At 69.5% G+C, this 25738-nt stretch carries 27 protein-coding genes and 1 pseudogene; 20 read left to right on the forward strand and 8 right to left on the reverse strand.

Annotation, left to right across the window (positions count from 1 at the left end; genetic code table 11):
- The first annotated feature begins 9 nt into the window (after nucleotides 1-9).
- From thrS to AB9M23_RS15710, 3 genes are all read left to right on the forward strand, one after another.
- Nucleotides 10-2034 carry a threonine--tRNA ligase gene (thrS, locus tag AB9M23_RS15700; protein WP_372425506.1) on the forward strand — a complete coding sequence of 675 codons (2025 nt, stop codon included), beginning with the start codon at nucleotides 10-12 and terminating at the stop codon, nucleotides 2032-2034.
- A gap of 397 nt (nucleotides 2035-2431) precedes the next feature.
- Nucleotides 2432-3025, forward strand: a complete 594-nt coding sequence (locus AB9M23_RS15705; RefSeq protein ID WP_372425507.1) for a PAS domain-containing protein — start codon at nucleotides 2432-2434, stop codon at nucleotides 3023-3025.
- A gap of 119 nt (nucleotides 3026-3144) precedes the next feature.
- Nucleotides 3145-3771, forward strand: coding sequence for a PilZ domain-containing protein (locus AB9M23_RS15710; RefSeq protein ID WP_372425508.1), 627 nt, complete (start codon nucleotides 3145-3147; stop codon nucleotides 3769-3771).
- 33 nt (nucleotides 3772-3804) lie between these two features.
- Here the strand turns inward: AB9M23_RS15710 and AB9M23_RS15715 are convergent, their stop codons facing one another.
- A complete protein-coding gene (locus AB9M23_RS15715; protein WP_372425509.1) occupies nucleotides 3805-4533 on the reverse strand; it encodes a cytochrome c biogenesis CcdA family protein in 729 nt (242 codons plus the stop codon).
- 144 nt (nucleotides 4534-4677) lie between these two features.
- Here AB9M23_RS15715 and AB9M23_RS15720 point away from each other — a divergent pair, with 144 nt between their 5' ends.
- Nucleotides 4678-5676, forward strand: a complete 999-nt coding sequence (locus AB9M23_RS15720) for a P1 family peptidase (protein ID WP_372425510.1) — start codon at nucleotides 4678-4680, stop codon at nucleotides 5674-5676.
- 43 nt (nucleotides 5677-5719) lie between these two features.
- Here the strand turns inward: AB9M23_RS15720 and AB9M23_RS15725 are convergent, their stop codons facing one another.
- Nucleotides 5720-7351 (reverse strand): SWIM zinc finger family protein, encoded by a 1632-nt coding sequence (locus tag AB9M23_RS15725; RefSeq protein ID WP_372425511.1) that lies wholly within the window; start codon nucleotides 7349-7351, stop codon nucleotides 5720-5722.
- 352 nt (nucleotides 7352-7703) lie between these two features.
- On the opposite strand from AB9M23_RS15725, the gene AB9M23_RS15730 reads away from it, so the two are divergent.
- The 4 genes from AB9M23_RS15730 (at nucleotide 7704) to AB9M23_RS15745 (ending at nucleotide 8804) form a co-directional block, all read left to right on the forward strand.
- On the forward strand, nucleotides 7704-7859 hold the full coding sequence (locus tag AB9M23_RS15730) for a ribbon-helix-helix protein, CopG family (protein WP_372425512.1): 156 nt from the start codon (nucleotides 7704-7706) through the stop codon (nucleotides 7857-7859).
- 110 nt (nucleotides 7860-7969) lie between these two features.
- On the forward strand, nucleotides 7970-8224 hold the full coding sequence (locus AB9M23_RS15735; RefSeq protein WP_372425513.1) for a FitA-like ribbon-helix-helix domain-containing protein: 255 nt from the start codon (nucleotides 7970-7972) through the stop codon (nucleotides 8222-8224).
- A complete protein-coding gene (locus AB9M23_RS15740; RefSeq protein WP_372425514.1) occupies nucleotides 8221-8637 on the forward strand; it encodes a type II toxin-antitoxin system VapC family toxin in 417 nt (138 codons plus the stop codon). The genes AB9M23_RS15735 and AB9M23_RS15740 overlap by 4 nt, the downstream gene beginning before the upstream one ends.
- Nucleotides 8634-8804, forward strand: coding sequence for a ribbon-helix-helix protein, CopG family (locus AB9M23_RS15745; RefSeq protein ID WP_372425515.1), 171 nt, complete (start codon nucleotides 8634-8636; stop codon nucleotides 8802-8804). The genes AB9M23_RS15740 and AB9M23_RS15745 overlap by 4 nt, the downstream gene beginning before the upstream one ends.
- A 48-nt stretch (nucleotides 8805-8852) precedes the next feature.
- On the opposite strand, the gene AB9M23_RS15750 is transcribed toward AB9M23_RS15745, so the two are convergent.
- From AB9M23_RS15750 to AB9M23_RS15765, 4 genes are all read right to left on the reverse strand, one after another.
- A complete protein-coding gene (locus AB9M23_RS15750; RefSeq protein ID WP_372425516.1) occupies nucleotides 8853-11144 on the reverse strand; it encodes an AAA family ATPase in 2292 nt (763 codons plus the stop codon).
- 124 nt (nucleotides 11145-11268) lie between these two features.
- Nucleotides 11269-12870: a glutamine-hydrolyzing GMP synthase gene (gene guaA / locus AB9M23_RS15755; protein WP_372425517.1), complete on the reverse strand. Its 1602-nt coding sequence runs from the start codon at nucleotides 12868-12870 to the stop codon at nucleotides 11269-11271.
- Between the two features lie 152 nt (nucleotides 12871-13022).
- Nucleotides 13023-13340 carry a calcium-binding protein gene (locus AB9M23_RS15760; protein ID WP_372425518.1) on the reverse strand — a complete coding sequence of 106 codons (318 nt, stop codon included), beginning with the start codon at nucleotides 13338-13340 and terminating at the stop codon, nucleotides 13023-13025.
- Between the two features lie 67 nt (nucleotides 13341-13407).
- Nucleotides 13408-14142, reverse strand: a complete 735-nt coding sequence (locus tag AB9M23_RS15765) for an HAD hydrolase-like protein (RefSeq protein WP_372425519.1) — start codon at nucleotides 14140-14142, stop codon at nucleotides 13408-13410.
- A 150-nt stretch (nucleotides 14143-14292) separates the two neighbouring features.
- On the opposite strand from AB9M23_RS15765, the gene AB9M23_RS15770 reads away from it, so the two are divergent.
- Nucleotides 14293-14823, forward strand: coding sequence for a VOC family protein (locus tag AB9M23_RS15770; RefSeq protein WP_372425520.1), 531 nt, complete (start codon nucleotides 14293-14295; stop codon nucleotides 14821-14823).
- Between the two features lie 13 nt (nucleotides 14824-14836).
- On the opposite strand, the gene AB9M23_RS15775 is transcribed toward AB9M23_RS15770, so the two are convergent.
- Nucleotides 14837-15595 (reverse strand): alpha/beta hydrolase, encoded by a 759-nt coding sequence (locus tag AB9M23_RS15775; protein ID WP_372425521.1) that lies wholly within the window; start codon nucleotides 15593-15595, stop codon nucleotides 14837-14839.
- Between the two features lie 327 nt (nucleotides 15596-15922).
- Between AB9M23_RS15775 and AB9M23_RS15780 the strand changes: the two genes are divergently transcribed.
- The 10 genes from AB9M23_RS15780 (at nucleotide 15923) to AB9M23_RS15825 (ending at nucleotide 24182) form a co-directional block, all read left to right on the forward strand.
- Nucleotides 15923-17089 carry a cysteine desulfurase family protein gene (locus AB9M23_RS15780; RefSeq protein ID WP_372425522.1) on the forward strand — a complete coding sequence of 389 codons (1167 nt, stop codon included), beginning with the start codon at nucleotides 15923-15925 and terminating at the stop codon, nucleotides 17087-17089.
- A gap of 62 nt (nucleotides 17090-17151) precedes the next feature.
- Nucleotides 17152-18624 carry a Fe-S cluster assembly protein SufB gene (gene sufB / locus AB9M23_RS15785; protein WP_372425523.1) on the forward strand — a complete coding sequence of 491 codons (1473 nt, stop codon included), beginning with the start codon at nucleotides 17152-17154 and terminating at the stop codon, nucleotides 18622-18624.
- A gap of 112 nt (nucleotides 18625-18736) precedes the next feature.
- Nucleotides 18737-19489, forward strand: a complete 753-nt coding sequence (gene sufC, locus AB9M23_RS15790) for a Fe-S cluster assembly ATPase SufC (RefSeq protein ID WP_372425524.1) — start codon at nucleotides 18737-18739, stop codon at nucleotides 19487-19489.
- Nucleotides 19489-20793: a Fe-S cluster assembly protein SufD gene (sufD, locus tag AB9M23_RS15795; RefSeq protein WP_372425525.1), complete on the forward strand. Its 1305-nt coding sequence runs from the start codon at nucleotides 19489-19491 to the stop codon at nucleotides 20791-20793. The genes sufC and sufD overlap by 1 nt, the downstream gene beginning before the upstream one ends.
- A 53-nt stretch (nucleotides 20794-20846) precedes the next feature.
- A complete protein-coding gene (locus tag AB9M23_RS15800) occupies nucleotides 20847-22100 on the forward strand; it encodes an aminotransferase class V-fold PLP-dependent enzyme (protein ID WP_372425526.1) in 1254 nt (417 codons plus the stop codon).
- A 17-nt stretch (nucleotides 22101-22117) separates the two neighbouring features.
- Nucleotides 22118-22519 carry an SUF system Fe-S cluster assembly protein gene (locus tag AB9M23_RS15805; RefSeq protein ID WP_372425527.1) on the forward strand — a complete coding sequence of 134 codons (402 nt, stop codon included), beginning with the start codon at nucleotides 22118-22120 and terminating at the stop codon, nucleotides 22517-22519.
- Nucleotides 22520-22623: 104 nt separating this feature from the next.
- On the forward strand, nucleotides 22624-22953 hold the full coding sequence (locus tag AB9M23_RS15810) for a hypothetical protein (protein WP_372425528.1): 330 nt from the start codon (nucleotides 22624-22626) through the stop codon (nucleotides 22951-22953).
- 192 nt (nucleotides 22954-23145) lie between these two features.
- Nucleotides 23146-23298: a hypothetical protein gene (locus AB9M23_RS15815; RefSeq protein ID WP_372425529.1), complete on the forward strand. Its 153-nt coding sequence runs from the start codon at nucleotides 23146-23148 to the stop codon at nucleotides 23296-23298.
- A 109-nt stretch (nucleotides 23299-23407) separates the two neighbouring features.
- The gene (gene sufA / locus AB9M23_RS15820) at nucleotides 23408-23797 is read left to right on the forward strand and encodes a Fe-S cluster assembly scaffold SufA (protein ID WP_372425530.1); all 390 of its coding nucleotides are present in this window, start codon (nucleotides 23408-23410) and stop codon (nucleotides 23795-23797) included.
- A gap of 16 nt (nucleotides 23798-23813) precedes the next feature.
- Complete coding sequence (locus tag AB9M23_RS15825) at nucleotides 23814-24182, forward strand: TfoX/Sxy family protein (protein ID WP_372425531.1); 369 nt, start codon at nucleotides 23814-23816, stop codon at nucleotides 24180-24182.
- A 123-nt stretch (nucleotides 24183-24305) separates the two neighbouring features.
- On the opposite strand, the pseudogene AB9M23_RS15830 reads toward AB9M23_RS15825, so the two are convergent.
- Nucleotides 24306-24395: pseudogene (locus tag AB9M23_RS15830) on the reverse strand (GTP-binding protein); the annotation flags it as partial.
- Nucleotides 24396-24508: 113 nt separating this feature from the next.
- On the opposite strand from AB9M23_RS15830, the gene AB9M23_RS15835 reads away from it, so the two are divergent.
- Nucleotides 24509-25726: a hypothetical protein gene (locus AB9M23_RS15835; protein WP_372425532.1), complete on the forward strand. Its 1218-nt coding sequence runs from the start codon at nucleotides 24509-24511 to the stop codon at nucleotides 25724-25726.
- The last annotated feature ends 12 nt before the right edge of the window (nucleotides 25727-25738 follow it).

Raw genomic sequence — 25738 nt, forward strand, 5'->3', positions numbered from 1 at the left:
CCCCGCACCATGATCACCCTCACCTTCCCCGACGGCGCGCAGCGCGAGTACCCGGACGCGACGTCCGGCCGCGCGGTGGCCGAGTCGATCGCCAAGTCGCTCGCCAAGAAGGCGGTCGCGATGACGATCGACGGCGAGCTGCGCGATCTCTCCGACGAGATCCGTGCCGATGCCCGGATCGAGTTCGTCACGCGCGAGGACCCGCGCGCGCTGGAGCTCATCCGCCACGATTGCGCGCACGTGCTCGCCGAGGCCGTGCAGACGCTCTTCCCGGGCACGCAGGTGACGATCGGGCCGGTGATCGACAACGGATTCTACTACGACTTCGCCCGCGAGGAGCCGTTCACCCCCGACGACTTCGCCGCGATCGAGGCGAAGATGCGCGAGCTGATCAAGGCCGACCGGCCGTTCACCAAGGAGGTCTGGTCGCGCGATCGCGCGAAGGAGGTGTTCGCGGGCAAGGGCGAGAGCTTCAAGGTCGAGCTCGTCGAGGCGATCCCCGCCGACCAGGACCTGAAGATCTACCATCAGGGGGACTGGTTCGACCTCTGCCGCGGCCCGCACATGCCCTCGACGGGCCGGGTCGGCGACGCCTTCAAGCTGATGAAGGTGGCCGGCGCCTATTGGCGGGGTGATTCCAACAACCCGATGCTGACGCGCATCTACGGCACCGCCTGGGCCACCAAGGAAGACCTCGACCTCTACCTCCACCAGCTCGAGGAGGCGGAGAAGCGCGATCATCGCCGGCTGGGACGCGAGATGGACCTGTTCCACTTCCAGGAGGAGGGCCCCGGCGTCGTGTTCTGGCATCCGAAGGGCTGGAGCCTGTTCCAGAGCCTCGTGTCCTACATGCGCCGGCGGCTCGAGGGCGACTACGACGAGGTGAACGCGCCGCAGATCCTCGACAAGTCGCTGTGGGAGACCTCCGGGCACTGGGGCTGGTACCGCGAGAACATGTTCGCGGCGCAGTCCGCGGGCGACGAGGCCGAGGACAAGCGTTGGTTCGCCCTGAAGCCGATGAACTGCCCGGGACACGTGCAGATCTTCAAGCACGGTCTGAAGTCCTACCGCGATCTTCCTCTGCGTCTTGCGGAATTCGGCGTCGTGCACCGCTACGAGCCGTCCGGCGCCATGCACGGGCTGATGCGGGTGCGCGGCTTCACGCAGGACGACGCGCACGTGTTCTGCACGGAGGAGCAGCTCGCCGACGAGTGCCTGAAGATCAACGACCTGATCCTCTCGACCTACGCCGACTTCGGCTTCGAGGAGATCGTCGTGAAGCTCTCCACGCGCCCGGAGAAGCGCGTGGGCTCGGATGCGGTGTGGGATCACGCCGAAGCGGTCATGTCGCGCGTGCTCGAGACGATCCAGGCCTCGAGCAACCGCATCAGGACGGAGATCAACCCGGGCGAAGGCGCGTTCTACGGGCCGAAGTTCGAGTACGTCCTGCGCGACGCCATCGGGCGCGACTGGCAGTGCGGCACGACGCAGGTGGACTTCAACCTGCCGGAGCGCTTCGGCGCCTTCTACGTCGATGCCGACGGCACGAAGAAGATGCCCGTCATGGTGCACCGCGCCATCTGCGGCTCGATGGAGCGCTTCCTCGGCATCCTGATCGAGCATTATGCCGGGCACTTCCCGCTCTGGCTCGCGCCGCAGCAGGTCGTCGTGTGCACGATCACCTCCGAGGCGGACGAGTACGCGCTGCAGGTCGCGGCCGCGGCCAAGCGCGCGGGCCTGCGCGTCGTGGCCGACACGCGCAACGAGAAGATCACCTACAAGGTGCGCGAGCATTCGCACGCAAAGATCCCGGTGATCCTCGTCGTGGGCAGGCGGGAGTCCGCCGAGCGCACCGTCAACGTGCGCCGGCTCGGCTCGCAGGCGCAGACCAGCATGGGCCTCGACGAGGCGCTCGCGGCCCTCGTCGCGGAGGCGGTGTCGCCGGACGTCGCGCGCACCCGCGCGGTGCCGTCGGAGTGGCAGCCGAGCGCGGAGGTCCAGCTCGACGGGCGGCACGACCACGAGATGCGGTGAGCCGCGGCGCGCGCCGGTGGACGAACGAAATCGGGGGAGGGCTCTGCGCCCTCCCCCGTTTTCGTCTCGAGGCTCGAAACGTCGGTCTGTCCAGCGCTCTTCCCGGCGCCTGTCTCGTCCCGGCCTCCCCGTCGAAGCGAAAGTCCAGAAGCACTGCGAGCGTGCACGATGCCCACCTCGCGGGCAAGCTCCCGCGCGGTGTAAGCTTCCGTTAAGGTTAACCGAACCTTTCAGCCGCTCCCTGCCCTGCGGGGCATGGCCTTCGCGTCGCGACTCGTCGACAACGGTCGGACCGCATCGGTGCGTCGCGAAACGAGGCGCCGACGCGCCGCCGCGGCACGAGCGAATCCTTTGCGAGACCTTTGCGAGACCCGCGCGAGAGGCTTGGAGACCCTGCATGAAGCACCCGGCGACACGGATGCTGTTTTCCTACTGGGACGCCCTGCGCGGCGAGCGCGCGGCGCCGGAGCGCGGAGAGATCGAGCCCGGCGAGATCCGCCACGTCCTCGCCGACGCCTTCATCCTGGAGCTCGACGAGGGCCGCGAGGCGCATTTCCGCCTGGCCGGCACCCGCATGTGCGCCCTCTTCGGCCGCGAGCTGCGCGACACGCGCCTCGTCGAGCTGTGGCCGGAGCGCGCCCGCCACGACGTGCGGCGCAACCTCGACATCGTCGTCGACGAGACGGCGGGGATCGTCAGCGGCCTCGTCGGCGCGACGAACGAGGGCGAGACCGTCGACCTCGAGCTCGTGATCCTGCCCCTGCGCCACCGCGGGCGCACCAACGCGCGCGCGCTCGGCTGCCTGTCGGCGCGCATCGTCCCGACCTGGATCGGCTTCCACCCCGTGACCGCGCTGACCACCGTCTCGATGCGGGTCGTCTGGCCGTCCGGCCGGCCGCTGGAGGAGGTGCGCCCTCCCCTCGATGCGGTGGAGCGCCGGCGTCGCTTCGTCGTGCATGAAGGCGGGCGGGCCCGAGTGCCCTGCCCCTGAAACCCCGGATGGGCGACCGGCGGCACCGACCGTCCGGAGGGTCTCCCCTGGAAAGCGGGTCTTAACCAAGCAGCGCTACGGTCCTCGCGCACGATCGACCGCCGAGGACCCCCGCTGCGATGACCGCTTCGCCATCGACGCTGCTGAAGGAAGCGGCCACGCCGCTGCGCCGTTCGGACCGGCGCCTCCACGCACGCGTCAAGGTCGTCCTGCTCGGCCGTTACATGCTCCCCAACCGGCAGGAATATCCCTGCCAGAGCGTCGATTTCTCGCCGGGCGGCGTGGCGCTGATCGCGCCGGTGCGCGGGCTGATCGGCGAGCGCGTCGTCTGCTATTTCGAGCACATCGGCCGCGTCGAGGGCACGATCGCGCGCCACACCGACAAGGGCTTCGCGATCGCCATCACCGCGACCGCACGCAAGCGCGACAAGCTCGCCTCCCAGCTCACCTGGCTCGCCAACCGCCACGAGCTCGGGCTGCCCGAGGATCGCCGTCACGAGCGCATCACGCCGATCCAGAAGCGCGTGGTGCTCAAGCTCGACGAGGGCATCACGCTGGAAGCGAGCCTCATCGACGTCTCGATCTCGGGCGCGGGCATCGCGATGGACAAGCGCCCCGCCATCGGCGCGGGGCTCCTCGTCGGGTCGACCCCGGCGCGGGTGGTACGCCATTTCCAGAACGGGATCGCGGTGGAATTCCTGCTGGCGATCTCGCCGGACAATTTCGACGAGAACATCGTGCTGTGAAGGCGCGCTAGTCAACGTTACGCAATCGCCGCCTCACCCCAGCGTCGCGAGCGCCGGGAAGGTCTCCAGCAGCCAGAACGAGGCCGTCTGGATACCGCCGGTGAGGAAGGCGACGCCGGTCAGCACCAGGAGCGCGCCCATGGCCTTCTCGACGTAGGCGAAGCGCGACTTCATCCGCTTGAGGAAGGCCACGAACGGCTTCATCGCGAAGGCCGCGAGGATGAAGGGGATGCCGAGCCCGGCGGAATAGACCGCGAGCAGCAGGGCGCCGCGCCCCACGCTCGCCTCCGATCCGGCGACCGCGAGGATCGCCGCGAGGATCGGGCCGATGCAGGGCGTCCAGCCGAAGGCGAAGGCGAGCCCCATCACGTAGGCGCCGCCGAGCCCCGCCGACGAGCCGCCCTGGAAGCGCGCCTCGCGATAGAGGAATGCGATGCGGAAGACGCCGAGGAAATGCAGCCCCATGACGATGATGACCACGCCCGCCAGCGTCGCGAACACGTCCATGTACTGGCGCACGAGCTGCCCGAAGAGCGAGGCGGTGGCGCCGAGCGCCGTGAACACCGTGGCGAAACCCGCCACAAAGACGAGCGCGGTGAGCAGCGCCCGACGGCGCACCGCCCAGTCGTCCTCCTTCTGCATCTCCTCGACGGAGACGCCCGCGAGATACGACATGTAGGGCGGCACCAGCGGCAGCACGCAGGGCGAGAGGAAACTGATGAGGCCCCCGAGCAGGGCGGCGTAGAGCGTGACGTCCATCATGGCTCTTCGTGTAGTCCGAAAAGCGGCCTGCGGGAAAGCGCGCCGCACGTGCTCTCGCGGCGTCGTGATGCCGCGTGATACAGGGTGTGAGCCTGGAGGATGGGGGCGTCGCGCGCATTGCGCGAGATCACGCGGAGGAATCGCATGGCGCAGGCGCGCAACCTGATCACGGACGTCGCCGGCATCGCGGTGGGGAACGCGCACGACCCGCGTCTCGCCTCGGGCGTGACGGTGGCGCTGTTCGACGCCCCCGCGGTCGCCTCCGTCTCGATCCTCGGCGGCGCGCCGGGCAACCGCGACACCGCCTGCCTCGAGCCGGACGCCACCGTCGAGGCGGTCGATGCGATCGTGCTCTCCGGCGGCTCGGGTTTCGGGCTCGACGCCGCGAGCGGCGTGCAGGCCCGGCTGCGCGCGCGCGGGCGCGGCTTCGCCATCGGCCCCGCGCTGATCCCGATCGTGCCTCAGGCGATCGTGTTCGATCTCCTCAACGGCGGCGACAAGGACTGGGGGCTCTACCCGCCCTATCGCGAGCTCGGCCACGACGCCTGCGAGGCGGCGGGCGCGCACTTCGCGCTCGGCACGGCCGGTGGCGGCTTCGGCGCGACGACCGTCGACCTCAAGGGCGGGCTCGGCTCCGCCTCCGCCGTCACGCCGTCGGGCCACACGGTGGGCGCCCTCGTCGTCGTCAACGCCATCGGCTCGGCGATCGTCGGCGAGGGGCCGCATTTCTGGGCGGCGCCCTGGGAAGTCGACGGCGAGTTCGGCGGCCTCGGCCTGCCGGCGGACGTCGCCGCCCGCGGCCGGCGCCTCGCGTGGAAGGGCGGGCCGCAGCCCGCCACGACGATCGCCCTCGTCGCCACCGACGCGGCGCTGACCAAGCCGCAGGCCAAGCGCGTCGCGGTCCAGGCCAACGACGGCCTGGCCCGGGCGCTGCGCATCACCCACGCGCTCTACGACGGCGACACCGTGTTCTGCGCCGCCACCGGCCGCCGGCCACTCGGCGACGCGCCGGCGGTCGCCCTCACCGAAATCGGCTCGGTCGCGGCGGACGTGCTGGCGCGGGCGGTGGCGCGGGGCGTCTTCGAGGCGACGGCGCTGCCGTTCGCGGGGGCGCTGCCGGCGTGGCGGGATCGGTTCGGGTGAAGCGGCCGCTCGAGCGCCGGGACCGGCGCCGCCGCCCCTCGGCTCAGGGCAGGCGGGTCATGAGGTTTCGCTTCGCCTTCCAGCGGCGCTTCAGGTCCGCGAGGTAGGCCGCCTGCTCGGCCGGCGCGCGCAGCGTCGCCATGCGTGCGACGAGCGCCGCCACCTCGTCGTAGGCGTTGTTGCCGCCCTGATCCGCCAGCGCCTCGACCCGCTCGGCGTGCAGCGCCAGGGCACGATCCGGACGAACCCCCTCCAGGGCGCAGGCGAGCGCGTCGGTGGTCCAGCGCGAGCACCGGGCACGATCGAAGGCCGCCCAGGCACGGTCGACGAGGCCCTCCTCGAGAAGCGCCTGGACCAGCGCGTCGACGGGGGATTCCAGCCAGCGTCCGCGGGCGCCCTCCGCGGCCCGGCGCTCGAGCACGGCGAGCGCCCGGTCCCGCGCGGCGTCGCCGCCATGGCTGCGGATCTCGCGGTAGAGCACGAGGCGCGGCGTCTGCGCGAAGGCCGCCTCGAGCCGCGCCAGCGCCTCGTCGAGCCGGCCGGCCTCGCGCAGCAGCCGGGCGCACAGCAGCACCAGCCCCTCGTCCTGCTGCTTGCCCTCGAAGCGCCAGATCCCCTCCTCCGCGTACTCCAGCGCCTGCTCGGGGCGCTTCGCCCCGATGCAGAAGTCGACGAGACGGTGATAGTCCCACGCGGTTTCGAGCTTGGCGCGGCGCAGTGCGATGCGCCCGTCGACATCCCCGTCGCGGGCGAGGAAGCGGTCCAGAATCGCATCGAGCGCATAGCCGGTCTCGCCGCGGGCGCGGGCCGCCTCCGCGAGGCGACGGTAGATGGCGAGACCGGCCTCGCCCAGAACCTCGGCATAGGTCTCGCTCGCGGCGGCGAAGGTCTCGAGCTCGCTCTCGGTCTCCTCGCGGAAGAGCCAGGCGGCGAGATCGACCGGGTCCGGCCGGACGTGCCGCGCCGCTGCGAGGTGTATATCCGCGGCCCGCTGATGCAGGCCCTCGACGGTGCCGTCGTGCCCGTCGACCATGTCGCGCTCGGCCTCGAGCAGATCGAGCGCCTCCGCGGCGAGCGTCAACGCCAGGGCCGCGCGCGGCCCGTCGGCGAGGGCGGCGAGGCGGTCGAGTACGGGCTCGACCCCGGCGCGATACGTCTTCGCGCCCCGGTAGTCGACGCGGCCATCGACGCGGATCGCGTCCTCCAGCGCGCGCCGCAGCGTCGCCAGGATCTCCGCGTCGCTGCCGCGCGCGAGGCCGGCCTCCATGTGCAGGTCGCGGCGCAGGTCGTCGTCGTCCTCGGCGAGACGCATCAGCCGATCCGCGAGCGCCTCGGCGCCGAGCCCCACGAGGTGCGCCCGCAACTCGGCCGCGCCCGCCCCGACGGCCTCGATCTCGGCCGCGGGGGCCCGGTTCGCCCGCAGCGCGACGGCGACGACGTGCTTGCAATAGCCCTCCCGCTCGAAGGCCGGGCAGGTGCACGCGGCCCAGTCGCCCGGCGGCCGCACCCGGACGAGGTAGACCTCGGACCCGTAGACCCGCCCCCGCACCTCGTCGGGCCGCACCGACACGAACTCGACGGCGTCCTTCGCGGCATAGGCGGCACCGCGCTCGAAGACGGCCTTCCCCGATTGCCGCAGCAGGACGGACTCGGAAAAGAGCGGATCGCCGGTCATGGCGCGCGAATCTCCTATGAGGCTGGTGACGCGCAAGGGTAGCGCGGAGCCGGGGCGGCTGGCCAGACCCTCGCGGGGAGATCTGCGCGAGCGGCCCGGGGCGCCTTTTCGTTCCCTGTAGGGGAAGATGGCTCGGCTCGTCGATGGCGTCGAGCGGGCCGAGGGCCGGCTCGGCGCGCGAATCATCGTGCGCGCCGGCGGGCGGCGCGGTATGGGTGGTGTCGGACATCGGTGCGCGTCCTCTCGGGGTGCAGGTCAGCCGGTCCAGCTCGGCTTCTCGTTTTGTGGCACACAATAAAGGCTGATGTCAAATCCTGTCCCACAGAAAAAGCGCGGCCGCCCCGCGACGGGCGTGACGCCCCGCGTCGGGGTCCGCTTCCCCGACGAGGTCACCGCCGCCGTCGACGCCGCGGCACGGGCGCAGGAGGACGAGCCGAACCGCTCGGAGATGATCCGGCGGATCGTGACGGCGTGGTTGCGGGAGAATGGGTTTTTGGAGGGGCGGTGAGTGGGGGGCGCTCGCCGGGACGTGTCTCTAGCGCGCGATGACGCTGGAAAAGGGCTGCCGACCGACCTATCCTCTCGGCAGCAAGCGAGCCCCGAATGGAGGACGCCGCCATGGCCGCCGTCACCATCCACGACCTGCCCGAGGAGACGCACCGCGCGTTGACGCGGCTGGCAGCTGAGAACAAGCGCAGCACCGAAGCCGAGATCCGCGCCATCCTGGAGTCCGCGGTGCGTCCGAAAGGCGGCGTCGGGCTAGGTACGGCCCTATCCGAGATCGGGCGGAAGTACGGCATCACGAATGCCGACATCGAGGCCATCGAGCAGGCTCGCGACCGCCGACCGGCCGAACCGATGCGGTTCGAATGATCCTGCACGACACGAATGTCGTTTCGGAAGCAATGACGCGAGAGCCGCATCCGCGCGTGCGCGCGTGGCTCGATGCTCGTGCGCCGGAGACGCTGTTCCTGTCGAGCATTACGGTCGCCGAGCTTCTCTTCGGCATCGGCGCCTTGCCGGAGAGCAAGCGCAAGAACACTCTCGCGGCCGCGCTGAGCGACGTGCTGGATGTCGTCGGCTCACGCATTCTCCCGTTCGACACGCATGCGGCTCAGCGGTACGCGGATCTGGCCGTCGGAGCCCGCGCGGCGGGGAGGGGTTTTCCGACGCCGGACGGCTACATCGCCGCGATCGCCGCCGCGCATGGATTCGCCGTGGCCTCGCGCGACGCGAGCGCGTTCGATGCGGCTGGCTTGACGGTTATCGATCCCTGGACGGCGTGAACGCCAGAAGCGTGACGCCGCGCGTCGGGGTCCGCTTCCCCGACGCGGTCACCGCCGCCGTCGACGCCGCCGCCCGCGCCCAGGACGACGAGCTGAACCGCTCGGAGATGATCCGGCGGATCGTGACGGCGTGGCTGCGGGAGAATGGGTTTTTGGAGGGGCGGTGAATATGCCGCACGCCAGCTCAAATCTTGACAAGTTTGGACGCGCCGCATTTAGCGACGCGAAGCAAACAGAAGCGTGCGCTCTGCGAAGTCGGAAAGCTCGGCATCGTTGATAGTGGCCGTTTGCCAAGCGGGATTGGAGTCATGCTTGAAGCGATTTCCGAAGTGAACAAGTAGCTTAAGCTCCACAATGTCGGCTGTCGACAAAATCTCGTTTTGTGTACCAACACGTTGCTCACAATGATTCAAGAACTGGCCAAGCGGCGTGCCCGGTGGAAAATGCTCAGGGTAGGCAACGCGCATGAACGCCTCCAAGATGGGCCTCAGCGCCTCTGCGACTTCCCGCTCTCTTTCGGGATTTGCGACCTGCAAGTAAGACCGAACGAGTTCGTGCCGCTTGTCATGTTCGGAAATACTGTCATTCCGCACATTCCAGATTGTGATTTCAGAACCAGCTGCTGCTCTATTGATCCTGAGAGCGATCGCAGTGTTCTTGTCAGCCTGCTCCCAAAGATGGCATAGGAACGATTTGGAATGGGACAAGACAATGACCTGACGGACCCGCGCAGCGAGAGAAATGATTTCTTCGCGCGTCCGTAATGTCCGATGATCGTCGAGGCTGGTCATCGGATCGTCGATGACGACAACCATATTAGCACGATTTGGGTCCTGCTCAAGCGATGCAAAAAAGAAAGCGAGGGCAAGAGTGTTCCTGTCGCCAGCGCTAAGGGTACTTCGAAATGATGGACCAACATCAGCTGTGATATTGACGTTATGATTGTTGATGACCATCACATACGAGGCAGATGACCCCGATCTGGTGTTGACAGACTGTACTTGGTCGATGCGGAAAGAAGCACCGAAGCGGCGCAGATATGCGTTGATCGCAGCCTCGAACGCAGGAAATATCTGCTGGCGGTAGTTGTCGAGGTCGGCACGGGCCTGCGTCCGCAGCGCCTCTGTCGCTCGTTTTGCCGACTTTTCCTGGAGATAACGATCGCAATGCGGCGCGACTTGAGGTTCGTAACGTGCTTTCTGCGCCTTAAGCTTGGCAAGGTCGTTATTCAAAGCTGAGAGATCATCTGCGGCGGCTTGTTCTTGGACGATTGCCAGGCGGGAATTTGCGCCGAGAAGGCGCCCGGAAAGCGCTGCGACTTCGGCGATACAAGCGCGATAGTTCTCAATCGCGTCCCGGGTTGCCCGCGTAAGCGCCATTGGCTCCAGCGGAGCGGCAGCCTTTGCACGAAGCTGGTCGAGCACCGCCTCGCGTGCGGCATTCCATAGCCGCGCGACCGCTGCTGTGTCGATATCGACATTCGGCAGCTCCGCGAAGTCCTTCCAAAATTCATGAGTCTGCGCGGCTGTACGAACGTCGCGCTCGAAGGCGGCGGGGATGTCTCCACCATGATTGTCACGGACCCCTATCCCGGTCTCGCGTATCGCGAGCTTCAGCTCCTGATAGGTCTGGCTGAAGTATGCCCGGTAATGGACTATAAGCTCGGAGCCAGCGAGTTCTTGAGCGCAGAACGGGCAGACATCCCCGTCGTATCCCTCGGAGGCAGGTGCGATATACGCCATACCCTCGGATACCCAAGCTTCGCCGCCCCGCCGAAGCTTGACGATGTGCGCGCGAACCCGATCGGCAGCAGCGGCTTCAAGATCAGCAAGGGTCCGCCCGAGAACATCATCGATTCCAGCGATGTCGAAATCCGGTAGGGCAATTGATCGGAATCCGGGGCGTTGCCGGATTGCATCAGCCGACTTTGCCGCAGCCAGTCGGCGCTCGGCCTCCTGGATTTTGTCGTCGATGTCCAGGTCCGCATCTAGGTCGCAGAACGCGTCTACCTTGAATGGCCCCATAGCTCCAGCCGGCACAGCGTCGGCGAGCTGCCGCAGCGCCGCATTGTGCTCCTCGATCCGGGCGACATGCCCCTGCAGCGCACGGCTGAGTGCAACGCCTTGAGCACCAAGGATAAGTTCATGCAGGCTTTGGCGGTGCGCCGTCTGGACTTCGATCCCCGAACAGACGTTGGCCGAGACAAAGGCGTCGTCGAAGACTGCGACGTCCGGCAACGGCTGTGACCAAGCCCCGTTCTGAAAGACGGCTGTCCCTCCGCTATGGCGGATAACGATATGGGGAGGATGTTGAGCCCCGAGCCGGTGCCTATCGGTGACGAGGTCTGCCTTGCCCGTCGCCAGCGACCGCAGGACCGCGGCCATGGTCGTCTTACCGCGTGCGTTCTCACCGTAGATTACTGTGAACGGGCTGAGAGCGGTATGCGGCGGTGGGCTATGATTGTCAAAAAGCCCAACATTTCGCAGCAGCTGAATGTGTTCGATCATTCGGCCGGCCTCCACCCGATGTTCCCCACAACCGCCGTTCAGAACGTAAACCCATTAACTATACGACGGTCGCGCACGGGTGGCTACCCAGACGTGCGCATGCTTTTTATTGTGTATCTTAAAGTTACTCCCACTCAATCGTCCCAGGCGGCTTGCTCGTCACATCATACACCACCCGGTTGATCCCCTTCACCTCGTTGATGATCCGCGTCGCCACCTTCCCGATGAAGCTCATCTCGAACGGGTAGAAATCCGCCGTCATGCCGTCCACGGAGTTCACCGCCCGCAGGGCGCACACGTATTCGTAGGTGCGGTAGTCGCCCATCACGCCCACCGTCCGCACGGGCAGCAAAACGGCAAAAGCCTGCCAGATGTCGTCGTAGAGGCCGGCGCGGCGGATTTCCTCGAGGTAGATGGTGTCGGCCTTGCGCAGGATGTCGAGCTTCTCTCCCGTGATCTCGCCGGGGCAGCGGATGGCGAGGCCGGGGCCGGGGAAGGGGTGGCGGCCGACGAAGCCTTCCGGCAGGCCGAGCTCGCGGCCGAGCTTGCGCACCTCGTCCTTGAAGAGCTCGCGCAGGGGCTCGACCAGCTTCATGTTCATGCGCTCGGGCAGCCCGCCCACATTGTGGTGGGACTTGATCGTCACCGACGGCCCGCCGGTGAAGCTGACGCTCTCGATCACGTCCGGGTAGAGCGTGCCCTGCGCCAGGAACGCGGCGCCGCCGACCTTTTTCGCCTCGGCCTCGAACACGTCGATGAACAACCGCCCGATGGTCTTGCGCTTCACCTCCGGGTCGTCCACCCCGGCCAGCGCGCCGAGGAACGTGTCCTGCGCCTCCACGTGCACCAGCGGGATGTTGTAGGCGAACCGGAACAGGCTCACCACCTCCTGCGCCTCGCCGGCGCGCATCAGCCCGTGGTCGACGAAGACGCAGGTGAGCTGGTCGCCGATCGCCTCGTGGATGAGCACCGCCGCCACCGCCGAATCGACGCCGCCGGAGAGGCCGCAAATCACGCGCTCGGTGCCGACCTGGGCGCGGATGCGGGCGATCGCCTCCTCCTTGAAGGCGGCCATCGTCCAATCGCCCGTGCAGCCTGCGATGGTGCGCACGAAGTTGCGCAGCAGGCGCCCGCCATGCGGGGTGTGCACCACCTCGGGGTGGAACTGCACCGCGTAGAACTTGCGCGCCTCGTCGGCCACCGCGGCGAAGGGCGCGTTGTCGGAGACGCCGATGATGGAGAAGCCGTCGGGGAGCTTCGTGACGCGGTCGCCGTGGCTCATCCACACCGGATAGCGCTGCCCGACCTCCCAGACGCCCTCGAACAGCGGGCTCGGCTCGACCACCTCGACCTCGGCGCGGCCGAACTCGCGGTGGTGGCCGCTCTCCACCGTGCCGCCGAGCTGGGCGGCCATCGTGTGCTCGCCGTAGCAGATGCCGAGCACCGGCACGCCGGCCTCGAAGATCTCCTGCGGCGCGCGGGGCGAGACGTCCTCGGTGACCGAGGCCGGCCCCCCCGAGAGGATGACGCCCTTGGGCCTCATGGCGCGGAAGGCCTCGGCCGCGGACTGGAACGGCACGATCTCGGAATAGACCCCCTCCTCGCGCACCCGCCGCGCGATGAGCTGCGTCACCTGCGAGCCGAAATCGACGATCAGGATCTTGTCGTGGCTCGACGCGGCGGCGGTCTCGGTGATGGGGGCGGCGGAGGTCGGGGCGACGGTCATGGGAGGGGCGCTCTCGTCTGGCGCGGGGCGCGCGCCGGCGCGCCCGTCCGCTGATCCGTCCGGGATTACGCCAGGACGCCGGGAGGCGCAACGCCGCGCGCCGACGCAGGCACGCCTCGGCCGCGCTCGCGACCGCCGGGGCGGGGCCGGCCTCAGCAGCCGATGGCGCGGCGGATCTCGTCGACCTGGGCGCGGGAGCGGCAGACGTTCTCACAGGGGATGCCGTCGCCGTCCCCATCGGCCCGCCGGTAGCCGCCGCACCACCGCTCGACCGCTTCGCGGCAGGACCGGGCCGAGCGGCAGGTCCAGCGCTGCGCGAGGACGATCGGCGGCGCGCCCTGCGCCTCGAGGAACGGGGCCGACGAGTAGGGCGCCGGCGGTTGGAGCGGGTCCGCGGCGGCGGGAGCGACGAGGGCGGCGGCGGCGAGGAGGCCGGCGACGACGAGCCGGCGAACGATGGGAACGAGCACGGGGCGCCTCCAGGATGACTACTACCTGGAGCTTCGCAATTGCGCGCGATTACCACGACCCTGGAATCTACATACCCGCGGCACGCGCCATGCGCGCATCCGCGCCCACGCCGGGGATCAGCGCGGCCGCGATGTCCGCGACCTCCGCGAACCGATGCGCGCCCGGCAGCGCGCGGGCCAGCGCCTCGGGCGTGTTGTAGCCCCAGGCGACGGCGCCGAAGGCGAGCCCGGCCTCGCGGGCGGCCTCGCCGTCGCGGATCTCGTCGCCGATGCAGATCACCCGTGCGGGCGCCACGCCGGCGCGCCGCGTTACCGTGCGGAACACCCGCGCCTTGCCGAAGAGCTTCGCGCCGCACGCGAACTGGGAGACCCGCGCCGCCTCCTCCGCCCCCAGCGCGCGGCGCACCGCCGCCTCCCCGTTCGAGCTGACCACGGCGATCGCGACGCCCGCCTGGTGCAGCGCCGCGAGCATTTCGCGCACGCCCGGAAACAGCGCGATCTCGGTCGCCGCGGCGCGGGCGTGGACGTGCCGGGCGATCGCCGGCAGCTTCCAGGAGGGGATGCGCAGGAGCGCCACGATCTCCCGCGCCGAGAGCCCGCGCACGGCGTCGAGGTCGAGCGGGCGCGGAAGGGCGATGGAGAAGCGCGCGGCGAGATCGTCGAGTTCTTCGAGGAACCACGGCAGCGTGTCCGCCAGCGTCCCGTCGAAGTCGAACACGGCGAGCGCGAAGGGCGGCTCGGGCGCTCGGGGCATCGTCCCGGAGCGGAGCCCTCGCGCGGCTTCTGCGGTACGCGGCGTCATGACGATCCCTCTTCCGGACGTCCTGGCGGAGCCTTCGCGGCGATTGTGCGCCGCACAAGGGCGGACCGCAACCCGGGCCAGCCCGGATGTGCGGGACGTTCTTGCATCCGTGCAATTGCGTCAGCGGTAAACCAGGAGCATGATCCGCACATGAGCAACGAACCCGCCTCCCCTGCCCGCGGCGCCCTCGCCGCCACCTCGGCCGACGGCACGATCGCACCCGGTGCGCGAATCGGGCATGTCCACCTGAAGGTCGCCGACCTGGAGCGCGCCATCGGCTTCTACCGCGACGTGCTCGGCTTTTCCGTCACGCAGCGCCGCGGCCGCGACGCCGCCTTCCTCTCCGCGGGCGGCTACCATCATCACATCGGGCTCAACACCTGGCAGAGCCGCGGCGGCGCGCGCCCCGCGCCGGGGACGACCGGCCTGTTCCACCTCGCCATCGTCTACCCGACCCGCGCGGACCTCGCGGCCGCGCTGCGGCGGGTCCTGGCGGCGGGCGTGCCCCTCGTCGGCGCGTCGGACCACGGCGTCAGCGAGGCGCTCTACCTGGAGGACCCGGACGGCAACGGCATCGAGCTCTACCGGGACCGGCCCGAGGACGAATGGCCGCGCGACGCGGATGGCGGCCTCGCGATGACGACGCGCCGGCTCGACCTCGACGACCTGCTCCGCGCGTGAGGCGCGGCGCGGCTCAGCCTTCGCCGTCCTCGCGCGGCGTCTCGGCCGCGGGCAGCGCGCTCTGAGCGGCCGCGGCGTCCGCCTCCTCGCTCGGCACGGCGGGAGCCGGCTGCCGTGCGGCCTCCTCGGTCTTGGGGCCGACGCGCCCGTCGAGATAGCCGCCGACCGCCTCCATCAGCTCCTCGATGCGGCCGTCGAAGAAGTGGTTCGCGCCCTCGATCACCGCGTGCTCGATCTGGATGCCCTTCTGCGTCTTCACCTTCTCGATGACGCTCATGACCTCCTTGACCGGCGCGACGCGATCCTCCGAGCCGTGCACGAACAGGCCCGAGGAGGGGCACGGCGCGAGGAACGTGAAGTCGTAGCGGTTGGCCATGGCGCCGATCGAGACGAAGCCCTCGATCTCCGGCCGGCGCATCAGGAGCTGCATGCCGATCCAGGCGCCGAAGGACACGCCCGCGATCCAGCAGGAGCGGGCGTCCGGGTTGACCGACTGGGCCCAGTCGAGCGCCGCGGCGGCGTCCGAGAGTTCGCCCGCGCCGTGGTCGAAGGCGCCCTGCGAGCGCCCGACGCCGCGGAAGTTGAAGCGCAGGACCGAGAAGCCGCGCTGCACGAAATCATAGTAGAGGTTGTATACGATCTGATTGTTCATCGTCCCGCCGAACTGCGGGTGCGGGTGCAGCACGATCGCGATCGGCGCGCCCTTCTTCTTGGAGGGCTGGTAGCGGCCCTCGAGCCGACCGGCGGGGCCGGCGAAAATTACCTCTGGCATGCCTCGTCCTCTCGACACGGGTCGCCACGGCCGCGGCCGCCGGCCCGGAACGCGCTCCCCCGGCGGGCGCGCCCGCCGCCGCGCCGGAAAACGCGTCGGCGAGCCTTGACTTGCCGCGGGATGCTTCCCTAAATCACTCTTAGAATAATTCTAACCGCTTAGAACCGTTCTAAAGAGGGCGTCGCCGGCGGTCCGCTGGGGACCATCGTGATGTGGTCCGCAGGCTGTAGCACGGCAGGCGGGGTGAAGAGCAAGGCTTTCGTCCGAAACGCGCGCTCGCGGCGCTCGCGGCGGGGGGTGGCGGAGCCGACGGAGATCGACACGGGAATGGACCGAGAGGCGCGCCTCTATCTCGACTGGAACGCGACCGCCCCCCTGCGGGAGGAGGCGGCGCGCGCGCTCGTCGAGGCGCTCGCGCGCACCGGCAACGCCTCCTCCGTCCACGGCGAGGGGCGCGCCGCCCGCGCCGCGGTCGAGGCGGCCCGCGCCGAGGTGGCCGGGCTCGTCGACGCCGCGCCGGACACCGTCGTCTTCACGAGCGGCGGCACGGAGGCGAACGCCCTCGCGCTCTCCCCCGGGCTGGGCCCGGTGGGTGCGCCGCGGGCGGAGGTGCTGCTCGTCGGTGCCGGCGAGCACCCCTGCGTGCTCGACGGCCATCGCTTCGCGCCGGACGCGGTCGAGCGCATCCCGCTGTCCGCGGACGGCCTCGTCGATCTCGCCTGGCTGGAGGCGCGGCTCGCGGCGCTCGCGCCGCGCAGGGCGCTGGTGTCGCTCCAGCTCGCCAATGGCGAGACAGGCGTGATCCAACCGGTCGCCGAGGCTGCGCGGATCGCCCACGCCCACGGCGCGGCGATCCATACGGACGCCGTCCAGGCGCCCGGGCGCGTCCTGGTGTCGATCCGCGCGCTCGGGGTCGACGCGCTGACGCTGTCGGCCCACAAGATCGGCGGCCCGCAGGGCGCGGGCGCGCTGGTGCTCGCATCCGGCGCGATCGCCGTCGACCCGCTCCTGCGCGGCGGCGGGCAGGAGCGCGGCCATCGCGCGGGGACCGAGAACGTGCCCGCCCTCGTCGCCTTCGGCGCGGCGGCGCGGGCCACCCGCGAGGGGCTCGCCGCCGAGAGCGCGCGGCTCGCGGCGCTGGGCCCGGCCTTCGAGGCCGCGATCCGCCGGACGGCGCCGGGCGCCGTGATCTTCGGGGAGGGCGCGCCGCGCCTGCCCAACACGATTCTCTTCGCCGTCCCCGGCCTTCGGGCCGAGACGGCGCTCATCGCCTTCGATCTCGGCGGCGTCGCGCTCTCCTCGGGCTCGGCCTGCTCGTCGGGCAAGGTCAGGCGCTCGCACGTGCTCGACGCCATGGGCGTGGATCCGGCCCTCGCCGGGGGCGCTCTGCGCCTGTCGTGCGGCTACGCGACGCGTGACGAGGCCGTGATCCGTTTCGCGTCCGTTCTCGAAGACGTAGAGGAAAGGCGCGCACGCCGATCGAAGGCGGCGTGAAGGCGTTTGGTTCGTGAGGGTAACCGTTCCGCGGTCCTTGAAACCGTGAGAGGAGGGTGACGATGCCGGCAGTTCAGGAGACGATCGATCGCGTCAAGGCCATCGACGTCGATCAGTACAAGTACGGGTTCGAGACGATCCTCGAGGTCGACAAGGCTCCCAAGGGGCTCAACGAGGACATCATCCGCTTCATCTCGGCCAAGAAGGACGAGCCGCAGTGGATGCTCGACTGGCGTCTCGACGCCTACAAGCGCTGGCTCACCATGCAGGAGCCGAACTGGGCGCGGGTGTCCTACGAAAAGATCGATTACAACGACATCTACTACTACGCTGCGCCGAAGATGAACGCGGCGCCGAAGTCGCTCGACGAGGTCGATCCCGAGATCCTCAAGGCCTACGAGAAGCTCGGCATCCCGCTGCGCGAGCAGGAAATGCTCGCCGGCGTCGAGCCGCAGAACCGGGTGGCGGTGGACGCGGTGTTCGATTCGGTCTCGGTCGCCACGACGTTCCGCAAGGAGCTGTCGGCGGCGGGCGTGATCTTCTGTTCGATCTCGGAAGCGATCCGCGAATATCCCGAATTGGTGAAGAAGTATCTCGGTACGGTCGTGCCGGTTACGGACAACTTCTTCGCGACGCTCAACTGCGCCGTGTTCACGGACGGAACGTTCGTCTATGTGCCCAAGGGCGTGCGCTGCCCGATGGAGCTGTCAACCTACTTCCGCATCAACGAGAAGAACACCGGCCAGTTCGAGCGCACGCTGATCATCGCCGACGAGGGGTCCTACGTGAGCTACCTCGAGGGCTGCACGGCACCCCAGCGCGACGAGAACCAGCTGCACGCCGCCGTGGTCGAGCTGATCGCGCTCGACGACGCGGAGATCAAATACTCGACCGTGCAGAACTGGTACCCGGGCGACGCCAACGGCAAGGGCGGCATCTACAACTTCGTCACCAAGCGCGGCGACTGCCGCGGCAAGAACTCGGTCATCACCTGGACCCAGGTCGAGACCGGCTCGGCCATCACCTGGAAGTACCCGTCCTGCATCCTGCGCGGCGACGGCTCGCGCGGCGAGTTCTACTCGATCGCGGTGTCGAACGGCATGCAGCAGGTCGATTCGGGCACGAAGATGATCCATCTGGGCAAGAACACGACCTCGCGGATCATCTCGAAGGGCATCTCGGCGGGCCGCTCGCAGAACACCTATCGCGGCCTCGTCTCGGCGCATCGCAAGGCGTCGGGCGCGCGCAACTTCACGAACTGCGACAGCCTGCTCATCGGCAATCAGTGCGGCGCGCACACCGTGCCCTACATCGAGTCGAAGAACGCGTCGGCGGTCTTCGAGCACGAGGCGACCACCTCCAAGATCTCCGAGGACCAGCTGTTCTACTGCATGCAGCGCGGCCTCGACGAGGAGGAGGCGACCGCGCTCATCGTCAACGGCTTCGTCAAGGACGTCATCCAGAAGCTGCCGATGGAATTCGCGGTCGAGGCGCAGAAGCTGATCGCGATCTCGCTCGAGGGCTCGGTGGGCTGATCGCCCTCGCCGATCGTCGCCGGCCCGGCCGCGGCCGAGCGCGCGAGGCCCGGTCCTCGCCGCGCTCCCACCGACCGGCTACCAAGCAATCTGAACGGACGGACCCCACGTTATGCTCGAAATCAAGAACCTCGTCGCCGAGATCGAGGGCAAGCGCATCCTCGACGGCCTGACCCTCACCGTGAACGACGGCGAGACCGCCGCCATCATGGGCCCGAACGGGTCCGGCAAGTCGACGCTCTCCTACATCATCGCCGGCAAGGAGGACTACGAGATCCTCGACGGCGAGATCCTGCTCGACGGCGAGAACATCCTCGAGATGGAGGCCTTCGAGCGCGCCGCCGCCGGCGTGTTCCTGGCCTTCCAGTATCCGCTCGAGATCCCCGGCGTCGCCACGATGACCTTCCTCAAGGCCGCGCTCAACGCCCAGCGCCGCGCCCGCGAGGAGACCGAGCTGACCACGCCCGAGTTCATGAAGGCCGTCCAGGAGGCCGCCGCCAGGCTCGAGATCCCGCGCGACATGCTCAAGCGCGCGCTCAACGTCGGCTTCTCCGGCGGCGAGAAGAAGCGCATGGAGATCCTCCAGATGGCGCTGCTCCAGCCGCGCATGTGCATCCTCGACGAGACGGATTCCGGGCTCGACATCGACGCGCTGCGCGTCGTCTCGGAGGGCGTCAACGCGCTGAAGTCGGACAAGCGCGCCTTTCTCGTCATCACCCACTACCAGCGGCTCCTCAACTACATCGTGCCCGACACGGTGCACGTGATGGCCAACGGCAGGATCATGCGCTCGGGCGGCAAGGAGCTCGCCCTCGAGCTCGAGGCGAGCGGCTACGCCGACTACAAGGCCCAGGAGGCCGCGTGATGGCCGAGGTCGCCACCCTGAAGACGCCCGCGGAGACGGCGCTCGCCGATCTCTTCGCGCGCTCGAAGAGCCTGCTCCCCGGCGACGCGCGCTCGCGCGAGGACGCCTTCCACCGCTTCGCGGAGAAGGGCCTGCCTCATCGCCGCGTCGAGGAGTGGAAGTACACCGATCTGCGCGCGCTGATGCGCGAGGTCGCGCCGCTCGCCGAGAAGCCGTCGGAGGCCGACGTCGCGCGGGCGCTCTCGGTCGAGAGCGTCTTCGCCGCCGCCGCGCCCGCGACGATCGCCTTCGTCGACGGACACCTCGCCACGGCGGACGCGATGCCCGCCGGCGTGACGGCCGTGCCGCTGGCCGAGGCGCTGGCCGAGGGACATCCGCTGCTGGCGAAGCTCGGCGCCGTGACGGACGCCGAGGGCAACGCCGCCTACGCGCTCAACGCCGCCTTCATGACGGACGGCGTCGTGCTGCACGTCACCGGCGCCGTCGAGGGGCGGGTCGCGCTGCGCTTCGTCACGGCGTGCGCGCGTCCGGCGGCGACCGCCACGCGCGTCCTCGTCGTGGTGGAGCCGGACGCGGCGATCTCGCTGCTCGAGACGCACGAGAGCGCGCACGGCGTCGCGCATCAGCCCAATTCCGTCGTCGAGTTCGTCGTCGGCGACCGGGCGAAGGTCGCGCACGTACGGCTCGACGCCAACGGCGACAAGGCGCTGGCACTCTCGACCATCACGGCGCATCTCGGCGCGGAGGTCGCGTTCGGCACCCGCAACGTGGTCGCCGGCTCCGCGGTCTCGCGCCACCAGGTCTGGATGACCTTCGCGGGCGCGGACTCGCACGGAGCGGTGCGCGGCGCGACGATGCTGTCTGGCGACCAGCACGCCGACACGACGCTCGTGGTCGATCATCTGGCCACGGGCTGCGAGAGCCGCGAGCTGTTCAAGCACGCCATCGACGGGCGTGGCACCGGCGTGTTCCAGGGGCGCATCAACGTCGCGCCGGCCGCGCAGAAGACCGACGGCAAGATGATGTCGGCCGCCGTCCTCCTCTCGGAGGAGGGCACGATGATGAACAAGCCCGAGCTCGAGATCTTCGCCGACGACGTGCAGTGTGCCCACGGCGCCACCTGCGGGCAGCTCGACGACGACCTCCTGTTCTACCTCATGGCCCGCGGCCTGCCGCGGCCGGAGGCGGAGGCGCTGCTCATCGAGTCCTTCCTCGGCGAGGCCGTCGAGGAGGGCCTCGACGACGAGCTCGTCGGCGAGGCCCTGATGGGCATCGTCGAGGCCTGGCTGAAGGCGCGCGGCTGACCCCCTCACCCCTGCCCCTCTCCCGCCCGGGAGAGGGGTTTCGGAGGCGAACCATGGACACGAAGACGACCGCCCTCCCCTACGATGTCGAGGCCGTGCGGCGGGACTTCCCGATCCTCGCGCAGCAGGTCTACGGCCGGCCGCTCGTCTACCTCGACAACGCCGCCTCGGCCCAGAAGCCGAAGGCGGTGATCGAGGCCATGTCGCACGCCATGGAGACGGGCTACGCCAACGTCCACCGCGGCCTGCACTACATGGCGAACGTCGCCACCGAGGGGTTCGAGGCCGCGCGCGCGACCGTGCGGGACTTCCTCAACGCCGGCTCCACCGACGAGATCGTCTTCACCCGCAACGCCACCGCCGCCTACAACCTCGTCGCCGACTGCTTCGGGCGGATGGGCGGGGAGCACGGCATCGGCGAGGGCGACGAGATCGTGCTCTCGATCATGGAGCACCACTCCAACATCGTGCCCTGGCACTACCTTCGCGAGCGCAAGGGCGCCGTGATCAAGTGGGTGCCGGTCTCCGACGAGGGCGAGTTCCTGTTCGAGGAGTACGAGAAACTGCTCGGCCCGCGCACGAAGATGGTCGCGGTCACGCAGATGTCGAACGCGCTCGGCACCATCACACCGATGGGTGCGATCATCGAGGCGGCGCACGCCCGCGGCATCCCGGTGCTCGTCGACGGCGCGCAGTCGGCGGTGCACATGGAGGTCGACGTCCGGGCGCTCGACGCCGACTTCTTCGTCATGACCGGCCACAAGCTCTACGGCCCCACCGGCATCGGCGTGCTCTACGGCAAGAAGGCATGGCTCGACCGCATGCCGCCCTTCGAGGGCGGCGGCGAGATGATCGAGACCGTGACGACCGACGGCGTCACCTACAACGAGCCGCCCCACCGCTTCGAGGCCGGCACGCCCGCGATCCTGGAGGCGATCGGGCTCGGCGCGGCGTTGCGCTACATGACGGCGCTCGGGCGCGGGAACATCGTCGCGCACGAGACGATGCTGCGCGATTACGCCAAGGCGCGGCTCGGCGAGATGAACTCCATCCGCCTGATCGGCCAGGCGCGGGACAAGGGCGCGATCTTCTCCTTCGAGATGAAGGGCGCGCACGCCCACGACGTCGCCACGGTCATCGACCGGCAGGGCGTCGCGGTGCGCGCGGGCACGCATTGCGCCATGCCGCTCCTGCAGCGCTTCGGCGTCACCTCCACCTGCCGGGCGTCGTTCGGCCTCTACAACACGCGCGAGGAAGTCGATATGCTCGTCGACGCGTTGCGCAAGGCCGAGACCCTGTTCGCCTGACGCGAGGAATTCCCCCGATGAGCGAGACCCCCGTGACGGACACGCCCCACCCCAACGAGCCGCAGGTCGCCACCACCGGCGAGGCGGGCGGCTCCGGCCTGCCGCCGGAGGAGATCGATCGCCTCACCGACGACATCGTCGCGGCGCTCAAGACGGTCTACGATCCGGAGATCCCCGCCGACATCTACGAACTCGGCCTGATCTACCGCGTCGAGATATCCGACGAGCGCAAGGTCGCCATCGACATGACGCTCACCTCGCCCGGCTGCCCGGTCGCGGGCGAGATGCCGGGCTGGGTGGAGAACGCGGTCTCGGCCGTTCAGGGCGTCCAGGAGGTCGACGTGCAGATCGTCTTCGACCCGCCGTGGGACCAGAGCCGCATGTCCGACGAGGCCCGCGTCGCGCTCGACATGTGGTGAGCCGATCTTCGCGCGCCACGTGTATCAGTCGAGGAGACGCGATCTGGATTGCGTTCGCGTTCGTTCTGGTGCATGATCTCTCCATTGCCACGGAGGGACGGTAGATGACCAAGCGCACGCCGGGCGGAGGCTTCGGGGAGAGGCCGCAGACGCCGTTCGATGTGGATGCGTTCGACCTGAGCGATCCGGACCTGCTGGAGGCGCTCGACTGCGTCGCCCAGGAGCCCGGCTCCTCGGGCGGGCATCCGCCGGATTCGCCGGAGGGGCGGCGGGCGCAGCTCGCGTACTTGAACGCACTGATCGAGGAGGGGCTGCGGGCGAGCGAGGCCGGCGACGTGCTCGGTGCGGAGGAATCCGCGGCCGTGCTGGAAGCCCTCGCCGAGGGGCGCGCACCTCCGATCCCCGACTGGGTCATCGAGACGTACGGCCCCTGAGCGCTCCCGTTCGTGAAGATCGGCCGCCTCCTGCTCACCGCTCCCGCCACGGCGGACTTGGGGCGGGCGTTCCTCTGGCTCACACAGCCGGGAGCGGGGTCCGGGGCCGCGGCCCGGCTCTCTGCCCTCACCAGCGCGCTCCACGACCTCCCGAACACACCCTACCGTTGGCCGCTCCATCGAGGCTCTGTGGTGCTGCGTCGCCGGTCCGTTCGCGACGGGTACGTCGTGCTCTATCGCGTGCTCGAGGATCATCCCGAGGTCTCCCCGGGAGAGCTCGTGATCGACGTCCTGAGCGTCGTCGGCCCCGGCGAGGGCCGCGGGCGCAGCGGCAGCGCCGCCTGACCACGCCTCGGCGTTTTCCCGCCCCTCGACCTGCGCCGCTGTCGTGATTATGTTGGGCGGACGAGACCTCGCGAAGCCCGGGCCTTGAACCCGGTGGGAGAGCGTGCGGATGTTCGGGAATCTCAAGGTCGTGACGCTGACCGATGCGGCGGCGGAGCGAATCAAGACGATCGTCGGCAAGTCCGGCAAGGCCGGGTCCGGCAAGCCCGTGGAGGGCCTGCGCGTCGGCGTGAAGAACGGCGGCTGCGCCGGCATGGCCTACGTCATGGACCTCGTCGACAGCCCCCAGCCGGGGGACGAGGTCGTGGAGGACAAGGGCGCCAAGGTCTTCGTCGACCCCAAGGCGGTGCTGTTCCTGCTCGGCACCGAGATGGACTTCAAGGTCGACAAGCTCTCCGCCCAGTTCGTCTTCAACAATCCCAACCAGACGTCTGCCTGCGGCTGCGGCGAATCGGTCGCCCTCTCGCCGGCGAAGCTCGACCGCGCCGACGCGCGCTGAGTGGCCATTCCGCGCCATGGACGAGGCGGCGATCCAGGACCTCTTCGCCGCCGCGCCGGAGTTCGCCCCCATCCGCACGCGCCGCATGTTCGGCGGGCTCGGCGTCTACGCGGGCGCGGCGATGGTCGCGCTCGTCGCCCGTGGCGAGCTTTACCTGAAGGTGGACGCCGAGACGAAGCCCGCCTTCGAGGCAGCCGGCGCCCGCCCCTTCGTCTACGAGTCGAAGGGGACGCGCGCGACGATGAGCTATCGGTCGCTCCCCGACGCCGCGCAGGACGACCCGGACGAGGCCGCCCGCTATGGACGCCTCGCGCTCGCCGCCGCGCGCCGGGCGCTGGCGGCTCGCGAGACGCGCCGCAGGCCGCGCAGGCGCGCCACCGCGTGACGAGCATCGTTCACGGCGCCCGCATCCCCCAGGCCGGGAACGGATCCTCGAGATCGCGATAGGCGGCCGGGTCGAAACCCGCGTCGACCACCGAGCCGAGAAGGCACGAATCGAGCGCGGTGCGTGGTTGAGGAGCGTCGTCTTGCCGGCTCCGAGGAAGCCGGAGAGCACGGTGACGGGCAAGCGGGCGTCGGCTGGTGCGGTCGTTTGCACGGATCATCCCTTGGCAAATGTAATGTTATAACGTACCTGTACTTCGCGTCCGCTCGACGGTCGAGGCCGGGCGTCGGCCGACCGTGCGGGCGACGAACACAAGGAGACTCGTCATGATAGTCAGCGCTCGGACGGCGCCCCTCGCGCTCGCGCTGTCCCTCGCCTGCTCACCGGCCGCCTTCGCGCACGGCGACCACGATCACGGGCACGACCACGACACCCCGACGGCGGTGCGCGCCTTCGTGGCCGACGCGATCGACGGGACCGTGCGGGCCTTCGACATCGAGAGCGCCGAGCAGATCGGCACATTCACGATGGATGCGCCGGCGCGGCTGCATCGCGGGGCCACGACGGGGACGATCGTCGCGTCGATGCCGACCGGCGACGCGGTCGCCTTCATCGGCACGGGCGTGTCGCTCGAGGATCACGGCGATCATGCCGATCTCGTGCTCGAAGCGCCGACGCTCCTGCCGGCCAGACTGACGGGAGGCCGCCCGGCGCACGTCAACCGAGACGGGAGCCGGATCGCGGTCTTCTTCGACGACGACGGCGCGGCGCAGCTCATCGGCGAGGCCGAGCTGACCGAAGCCGACGTGGCGGTGGAAACGATCTCGGCCGGCGTCCCGCATCATGGCCTGGCGAAGCCCGTCGGTGGCTTGCTCGCGATCTCGGTGCCCGCCGAAGGCGAGCGCCTGCCGGTCGCCGTGTCGCTCCTCGGGGCCGAGGGCGCGCCGCTGGTACGGGCGGAGTGCGCACGCCTTCACGGGGAGGGGCAGAGCGGCTCGGTGCTCGCCTTCGGCTGCGCGGACGCGGTCGCCTTCGTCGACACGGCGGCGAGCCCACCGCGCGCCTGGCGCCACGCCTATGCGGCCGAGCCCGGCGGCGAGCGCATGGTGCGCAACATCCAGGGCGCCGTCGCCTTCCGCAGCTTCCTCGCCGACTTCGGGCCCGACGGCATGGTCGTCGTCGACCCGAGCGCGGAAGACGGTTTCGCCTTCGTCCAGCTGCCGGCGCGGCGCATGCATTTCGCGCTCGACGCCGATCCCGGTGACACCGGGTGGGTCGTCGTCGAGGACGGCCGGCTCCTGAAGCTCAACGCGCTCACGGGTGCGATCCTGGGCGAGGTCGCCGTGACCGATCGATACACCATGGAGCAGGGCGTCGTCCGTCCGCGGATCTCGGTCGCCGGTGGGCACGTCGTCGTCACGGACCCGGCCGCCGGCGAGATCGTCGTCGTCGACGGGGCGACGATGGCGGTCGAGCGGCGCATCGCCGTCGGCGGCGAGCCGGGCGACGTCGTGCTCGTTTCCGCGAGCGGCGCCGCGCACTGACGGCGAACGCCG

This window comes from Salinarimonas chemoclinalis (assembly GCF_041514305.1).
Lineage (GTDB): Bacteria > Pseudomonadota > Alphaproteobacteria > Rhizobiales > Beijerinckiaceae > Salinarimonas > Salinarimonas chemoclinalis.

Bases quoted from the DNA above. Each gene is read 5' to 3' on its own strand.
- thrS (WP_372425506.1), top strand. From the start codon at position 10: ATGATCACCCTCACCTTCCCCGACGGCGCGCAGCGCGAGTACCCGGAC.
- AB9M23_RS15705 (WP_372425507.1), top strand. From the start codon at position 2,432: ATGAAGCACCCGGCGACACGGATGCTGTTTTCCTACTGGGACGCCCTG.
- AB9M23_RS15710 (WP_372425508.1), top strand. From the start codon at position 3,145: ATGACCGCTTCGCCATCGACGCTGCTGAAGGAAGCGGCCACGCCGCTG.
- AB9M23_RS15715 (WP_372425509.1), bottom strand. From the start codon at position 4,533: ATGATGGACGTCACGCTCTACGCCGCCCTGCTCGGGGGCCTCATCAGT.
- AB9M23_RS15720 (WP_372425510.1), top strand. From the start codon at position 4,678: ATGGCGCAGGCGCGCAACCTGATCACGGACGTCGCCGGCATCGCGGTG.
- AB9M23_RS15725 (WP_372425511.1), bottom strand. From the start codon at position 7,351: ATGACCGGCGATCCGCTCTTTTCCGAGTCCGTCCTGCTGCGGCAATCG.
- AB9M23_RS15735 (WP_372425513.1), top strand. From the start codon at position 7,970: ATGGCCGCCGTCACCATCCACGACCTGCCCGAGGAGACGCACCGCGCG.
- AB9M23_RS15740 (WP_372425514.1), top strand. From the start codon at position 8,221: ATGATCCTGCACGACACGAATGTCGTTTCGGAAGCAATGACGCGAGAG.
- AB9M23_RS15750 (WP_372425516.1), bottom strand. From the start codon at position 11,144: ATGATCGAACACATTCAGCTGCTGCGAAATGTTGGGCTTTTTGACAAT.
- guaA (WP_372425517.1), bottom strand. From the start codon at position 12,870: ATGACCGTCGCCCCGACCTCCGCCGCCCCCATCACCGAGACCGCCGCC.
- AB9M23_RS15765 (WP_372425519.1), bottom strand. From the start codon at position 14,142: ATGACGCCGCGTACCGCAGAAGCCGCGCGAGGGCTCCGCTCCGGGACG.
- AB9M23_RS15770 (WP_372425520.1), top strand. From the start codon at position 14,293: ATGAGCAACGAACCCGCCTCCCCTGCCCGCGGCGCCCTCGCCGCCACC.
- AB9M23_RS15775 (WP_372425521.1), bottom strand. From the start codon at position 15,595: ATGCCAGAGGTAATTTTCGCCGGCCCCGCCGGTCGGCTCGAGGGCCGC.
- AB9M23_RS15780 (WP_372425522.1), top strand. From the start codon at position 15,923: ATGGACCGAGAGGCGCGCCTCTATCTCGACTGGAACGCGACCGCCCCC.
- sufB (WP_372425523.1), top strand. From the start codon at position 17,152: ATGCCGGCAGTTCAGGAGACGATCGATCGCGTCAAGGCCATCGACGTC.
- sufC (WP_372425524.1), top strand. From the start codon at position 18,737: ATGCTCGAAATCAAGAACCTCGTCGCCGAGATCGAGGGCAAGCGCATC.
- sufD (WP_372425525.1), top strand. From the start codon at position 19,489: ATGGCCGAGGTCGCCACCCTGAAGACGCCCGCGGAGACGGCGCTCGCC.
- AB9M23_RS15800 (WP_372425526.1), top strand. From the start codon at position 20,847: ATGGACACGAAGACGACCGCCCTCCCCTACGATGTCGAGGCCGTGCGG.
- AB9M23_RS15805 (WP_372425527.1), top strand. From the start codon at position 22,118: ATGAGCGAGACCCCCGTGACGGACACGCCCCACCCCAACGAGCCGCAG.
- AB9M23_RS15810 (WP_372425528.1), top strand. From the start codon at position 22,624: ATGACCAAGCGCACGCCGGGCGGAGGCTTCGGGGAGAGGCCGCAGACG.
- sufA (WP_372425530.1), top strand. From the start codon at position 23,408: ATGTTCGGGAATCTCAAGGTCGTGACGCTGACCGATGCGGCGGCGGAG.
- AB9M23_RS15825 (WP_372425531.1), top strand. From the start codon at position 23,814: ATGGACGAGGCGGCGATCCAGGACCTCTTCGCCGCCGCGCCGGAGTTC.
- AB9M23_RS15835 (WP_372425532.1), top strand. From the start codon at position 24,509: ATGATAGTCAGCGCTCGGACGGCGCCCCTCGCGCTCGCGCTGTCCCTC.